This window comes from Brucella grignonensis, from assembly GCF_002252505.1.
Lineage (GTDB): Bacteria > Pseudomonadota > Alphaproteobacteria > Rhizobiales > Rhizobiaceae > Brucella > Brucella grignonensis.
On sequence record NZ_NNRL01000126.1, the window covers coordinates 1 to 491 of the forward strand.

Consider the following 491-nt stretch of genomic DNA (forward strand, 5'->3'; position numbering starts at 1 on the left):
CGCCTATGGAAGGTAAGCACCCAGTACAGAGCGTGGGCGGCCATGTCGCGGGCTGTCCGAACACATTGCCTTCGTGACCGCTTATCTTGATCGTGCGGGACAGCCTTTCCGCAAGACGGTCAGCAGCCTCGCTTGGGGCAGCTACGCGTGGTTTGCATCGGAGCCAGACAGCCTCATCGTCTTCAGTGACAAGCCGCTTCCGATCGAGGGCAGCCAAAGCTAAGATCTCTTGATCAGCGGCTTGGGCCAGAAGCGGTGTTTATTGCTGCTAGCGATGAAAACGATAGGTGCTGGGGATCAGCTAAATCGACCTCTGGGGGGAGCATAGTGAAAATAAGCCAGTAATCCTTGTTGAAATCCGGTCAACCTTCATCGCGCTCCGGGCGGTCGGAAAAGTAGAAACCCAACGCGACAACCACACCGATCAGCATCCAGACGATGCCCAGGACTTTCGCGTGCGGATCAGCGTGCCAAAGCGCGTAGCAAAGAAG

At 56.6% G+C, this 491-nt stretch carries 1 protein-coding gene; it reads left to right on the forward strand.

All coding sequences use genetic code 11. The features are described from left to right. Window positions 1-64 precede the first annotated feature (64 nt). Window positions 65-223 carry a BsuBI/PstI family type II restriction endonuclease gene (locus CEV33_RS01530; RefSeq protein ID WP_268875786.1) on the forward strand — a complete coding sequence of 53 codons (159 nt, stop codon included), beginning with the start codon at window positions 65-67 and terminating at the stop codon, window positions 221-223. The last annotated feature ends 268 nt before the right edge of the window (window positions 224-491 follow it).